This window comes from Tianweitania sp., from assembly GCF_032053605.1.
Classification (GTDB): domain Bacteria; phylum Pseudomonadota; class Alphaproteobacteria; order Rhizobiales; family Rhizobiaceae; genus Tianweitania.
In genome coordinates this window covers 1-4,746 of record NZ_DAMBUH010000164.1, presented here as the reverse complement: position 1 = coordinate 4,746, position 4,746 = coordinate 1, and the positions used below count along the sequence as shown (strand labels likewise).

6 protein-coding genes are annotated in these 4,746 nt (G+C 63.1%); 2 read left to right on the top strand and 4 right to left on the bottom strand.

Going from position 1 to position 4,746, the window contains the following annotated elements; genetic code table 11:
• The first annotated feature begins 153 nt into the window (after positions 1-153).
• The gene (locus RTX98_RS19890) at positions 154-513 is read left to right on the top strand and encodes a hypothetical protein (protein WP_312798607.1); all 360 of its coding nucleotides are present in this window, start codon (positions 154-156) and stop codon (positions 511-513) included.
• A gap of 108 nt (positions 514-621) precedes the next feature.
• Here RTX98_RS19890 and RTX98_RS19885 read toward each other — a convergent pair whose 3' ends face one another.
• Positions 622-1,014 carry a winged helix-turn-helix transcriptional regulator gene (locus tag RTX98_RS19885; protein WP_189503066.1) on the bottom strand — a complete coding sequence of 131 codons (393 nt, stop codon included), beginning with the start codon at positions 1,012-1,014 and terminating at the stop codon, positions 622-624.
• 82 nt (positions 1,015-1,096) lie between these two features.
• Between RTX98_RS19885 and RTX98_RS19880 the strand changes: the two genes are divergently transcribed.
• Positions 1,097-1,828, top strand: a complete 732-nt coding sequence (locus tag RTX98_RS19880; RefSeq protein WP_312798605.1) for an SDR family oxidoreductase — start codon at positions 1,097-1,099, stop codon at positions 1,826-1,828.
• A gap of 89 nt (positions 1,829-1,917) precedes the next feature.
• On the opposite strand, the gene RTX98_RS19875 is transcribed toward RTX98_RS19880, so the two are convergent.
• The 3 genes from RTX98_RS19875 to RTX98_RS19865 all read right to left on the bottom strand — a co-directional run.
• Positions 1,918-2,622, bottom strand: a complete 705-nt coding sequence (locus RTX98_RS19875) for a DUF4272 domain-containing protein (RefSeq protein ID WP_312798604.1) — start codon at positions 2,620-2,622, stop codon at positions 1,918-1,920.
• Positions 2,623-2,683: 61 nt separating this feature from the next.
• On the bottom strand, positions 2,684-3,736 hold the full coding sequence (locus RTX98_RS19870; protein WP_312798602.1) for a phosphotransferase family protein: 1,053 nt from the start codon (positions 3,734-3,736) through the stop codon (positions 2,684-2,686).
• An 18-nt stretch (positions 3,737-3,754) separates the two neighbouring features.
• Positions 3,755-4,746: acetyl-CoA C-acyltransferase (locus tag RTX98_RS19865; protein ID WP_312798601.1), on the bottom strand; the 992-nt coding region annotated here is incomplete at its 5' end.

Genomic DNA, 4,746 nt, shown 5'->3' with positions numbered 1-4,746 from the left:
AGACCACATTAAACAAACAGCCCAACAATACGGTTGCTGAGGTGCGAGCCCGCACGACGTCATTGATGATGAGCCGCCGAACAAAGGCGAGCCTCGAAGGACGCACCTCATTTCCAAACCTTGCAGACGGGCATTTCACCCAAGGACAGGCGGATGAAAGCATATTGGAATGACTGTGGCGACGAATTGCCTTCTGATCAGGCAAAAGAGGTCGATCTTGCCGAGGCGGGTCGGATCTGGTCCGATGTCGTTCGTGGCGTCGAGGGCAACTTCCTTGGCCTGATCGATGATCAGGACAGAACGGTGCAGTTCTACTTCGTGGAAGGCATACCGGACGAGGTCGATGATGCCAGCCACCTCCAGATCGTCCTGCTGGACTTGCCGCAACCGGAGCAGTCGGGCTCCTACGAAAGGCAAGTGACAATCGGCGAAGTCCACCGCCTCATCGAAACCGCTTTCCGCCACGGAGCCGACCCGCGCCACTTCGGCGCGTTGAGCTTTAGGCACTGGTGACAGTCGGCTGACCAGTTGATGCTGCGCCGTCAACTTTGGGCCCTTCCACGATCATCGCGCACTTGCCTTCAAGCCGACGCGACCTGTCTGTGCCTCCGTGCGCTGCAGCTATTGATTGGCCTTTGCCTGATCAAAACAGGCACTTGCTCGCTTGATGTCGGGACCGTGCGCAAGGGCCCAGGCACAAAGAGCCTCGAACGGCTGGCGCAGCGAGTGGCCGAGCGGCGTTATCGCGTATTCGACACCGATTGGGGCGGTCGGCAGAACGGTCCGGGTCACAAGACCATTGCGTTCCAATCGCTTCAAAGCGTCGGCGAGCGCCTTATGCGTGATGCCGTCCAGGCGTCGCTTGATCTCGTTGAACCGCGCCGGCTGGGGGCACAGTTCGGTCAGGATCAGGATCGTCCACTTGTCTGCGATCCGATCCAGAACCGGCCGGATGTGGACCATATTGCCGCGTGCCTGCTCGGACAGACAGGCCAGCTCGGTATCATCGATCATATCTAGGCTCTTCAAAGTGCGTTCTTGTTACTAGATAGCCATCGTATATCTGGATGCCATCGCCAAACAAGGAGCTCATGCGATGGCAACAGTTGAGAACAAGACCGCACTCGTGATCGGGGGTGCGAAGGGGATCGGGCTGGCGATCGCCGAACGTTTGTCGCGCGAAGGAGCAACCGTTTTCCTGACAGGTCGACGCGCCGACGAGGTGGAGACTGCTGCCCGGCAGGTGGGCGGAGGCGCGCGCGGGATCGTGGCCGATGCCAGCGTGCCCGAGGATCTGGCACGGGTCGTTGCGACCGTGACCGGAGCGCGGGCACGCCTCGACCTTCTCGTTCTGAATGCCGGACTATCCGAACCTGCAGCGATTGCGGATCAAACCGTCGAGCACTTCGATCGGCACTTTGGTGTGAACGTGCGTGGAATGGTGTTCGGCCTGCAGGCGGCCCTGCCGGCGATGGGTGATGGCGCATCGGTCGTTCTCATGGGATCGATCGCGGACGCCGCTGGTATTCCAGCATACGGCACCTACGCCGCCACGAAGGCGGCGATCCGATCCTATGCCCGCACCTGGGCCGCGGAACTCGCGCCGCGCGGCATTCGCGTCAACGTCGTGGCACCTGGCCCTACGGACACGGACATGATGGCGGCCGTTTCAGAAGACGTGCGTGCAACGCTGATCGCGCCGATACCGATGGGCCGTATGGCGCGTCCCGACGAAGTGGCATCCGCAGCGCTGTTTCTTCTCAGCGACGACGCCAGCTTCATCACCGGCGCCGAACTCTGCGTCGATGGCGGTATGAAACAGGTCTGAAGACCGCCACAGCGCCGATCTCGTCCGCTTCCAATTTTTCGAACTTGGAAGCGGACGGTTGGATTTCCCACCAACCCCTTCGACCATGTTCAGGTATCCGTCGAAACATCGTCCCACGCCTGGTCCTGATAGCCGATCAGCCAGTTCAGGGCGTGATGGCGTTCTTGGACGACGCTGCCGTCGAGGTCGCTCGGCGCGGGTTCACCCTTGATACGCGCGTTTACCACGGCCCAGTCATAGCGGTAGATCAGGTCGGCGGCATCAAGGATCTCGCGTTGCGGCCGCAGCTTGGCGCGCTTCTTCAGGCCGTCCGTGCCGAGGTCGCGCAAGGTGGCGGCGATGCGGGGAACGTCGCAGATCGCTTCGGGGCGGGGTAGCTCCTCGAAGATGCCGAGCGCCCAAAGCAGGACGTTCACGCCTTCATAGCGCCAGGTGAAGTTGACGCGGTCCTGCTGTTCCGGATCGCTTTCAGCCATGAAGGCGCGTTCCTTCGGCGTGAAGAAGGCATCGGCACCGAATTGGCGCACGAGCGAATTGGACAGCCCCGCATCGCCGGTTTCGCCTTTCACCGCGACGATGGCCAAGGCGATCGTCCGCTCGACCACTTCGCGCTCGCTGCGCCGCGCGCTTTCCGTTTCGCTCTCGATCGCCGGCAGATGCGCGATCGTCGGCACGGCCTCGGCTTCGAGCTGGGTCATCGAACGCAGTTTGCGCAGATCGGGATCGTCAGGCGTTTGCGGCTGCGCCTGGGTGGGCAGGATGAGCCCGAGAAGAGCAGAGACGATGCGTTTCATGGGCCGACTTCGAATCCTTGCCGTTGCGTCAGAGCCACCAGAAACACCGGGTCAGCGATGGTCAACCCTTCCAGCTGCGATCGCCCGACAGAATATCCGCGGCGCGCGCTGCCAGCACGCTCGACAGCTTGCCGACTTCGGCCGCGTTGGTACTGGCGGCACTGCCGTCTAACGCGCGCGCTGCAATCCCTTCGAAGATCACGCCGAAGCGGAACAGGGCGAAAGCGAGATGGAAGGGTTTCAGGCCTTCGCTGATGCCGGCGGCTTGAAGATAAGTCTCTTCAAACGCTTCGCGTGTCGGCAAGCCTTGAGCCGCGAAGTCGATCCCCATCACGCCGCCATATTCCTCCGGCGTGATGAACCACAGCGTTTGCGTATGGGCGAGGTCGGCGAAGGGGTGGCCGAGCGTGGACAGTTCCCAGTCCAGCACGCCGACGATCTCCGGCGCGGTCGGATGCAGCATGACATTGCCGATGCGGTAATCGCCATGCACGATCGTGGTGCGGTCATCGGCCGGAATGTTCTGCGGCAGCCAGGCGGCCAGTGCATCGATGTCTGGGATTTCACGCGTTTTCGAGAGATGCCACTGCTTGGTCCAGCGCGCGATCTGGCGCTCGAAATAGCTGCCATATCTGCCGAAGTCGGACAGGCCGGCACCCGCGACATCAACCGAATGCAGGCGGGCAAGCACGGTTGCGAGGTCGTGGTAGGCTGCGGCCCGGTCGCCTTGCGCCAGCTCAGGCAACTGGCTGTCATGGAACACGCGGCCGTCGAGACGCTCCATGACGTAGAACTTCGTGCCGAGAAGTGCGGGGTCTTCTTCGTAAAGCACCATGCGCGGCACGGGCACGCCCTGGTCGGCGAGCGCGGCCATGACGCGATATTCGCGATCGACCGCGTGGGCGGACGGCAGAAGCTGGCCGGCCGGCTGCTTGCGCAGCACCAGTTCGCGATTGTCGAAGGACAAAAAGAAGGTCGGGTTGGATTGCCCGCCCGAGATCTGGCGCGCGCGAGGCTCGCCGCGCAGATCCGGCCGCCCCGCCTTCAGGTAGTCGGACAGGGGGCCTAGTGCGAGTTCACCCTGTCCAACTGTTTGCGCTTTATCCGACGCCATGCGCTCAAGCGCTGCCGGTCAGACCAGCTCGACCGCCATGGCGGTGCCTTCGCCGCCGCCGATGCACAGAGATGCCACGCCGCGCTTGAGGCCGTTTGCCTTCAGCGCATTCAACAAAGTCACCATGATTCGCGCGCCCGATGCGCCGATCGGATGGCCGAGCGCGCAGGCGCCACCATTGATGTTGACGACATCATGCGAAATGCCAAGGTCGCGGATGGCGGCCATCGGCACCACCGCGAAGGCTTCGTTGATTTCCCACAGATCGACCTCGTCCTTGCTCCAGCCGACCTTGTCCAACAGCTTCTGCATGGCGAACACCGGCGCGGTGGTGAACCAGTTCGGCTCCTGCGCATGGCTGGCATGGCCGTGAATGGTGGCGAGCGGGGTCAGACCGCGCTTGTCGGCTTCGGACATACGGGTGATGATCAGGGCTGCGGCGCCATCCGAGATCGACGAGGAGTTCGCCGCCGTCACCGTGCCGCCGTCGCGGAAAGCGGGCTTGAGATGCGGGATCTTTTCGGGACGCGACTTGCCGGGCTGTTCGTCGGTCGTGGACGCATCCACCGCCACGATCTCGGCCTGGAAACGGCCTTCCTCGATCGCCCGCTTGGCGCGCGCCAGCGATTCCAGCGCGTAATTGTCTTGGGCTTCGCGGGTGAACTGGTAGTGCTGCGCGGTGTCTTCGGCAAAGGTGCCCATGGCACGGCCGCGATCATAGGCGTCTTCCAGGCCGTCGAGCATCATGTGATCCATGACGCGGCCATGGCCGATGCGATAACCGCCGCGCGCCTTGTCGAGCAGGTATGGCGCGTTGGTCATGCTTTCCATGCCGCCGGCCAGCACGATATCGGCGCTGCCTGCTGCTACGAGATCGGTTGCGAACATCGCGGCCTTCATGCCCGAGCCGCACATCTTGTTGAGCGTGGAAGCCGGCACGGATTGCGGAACGCCGCCGGCGATCGCCGCCTGGCGCCCGGGTGCCTGGCCGAGGCCGGCCGACAACACGC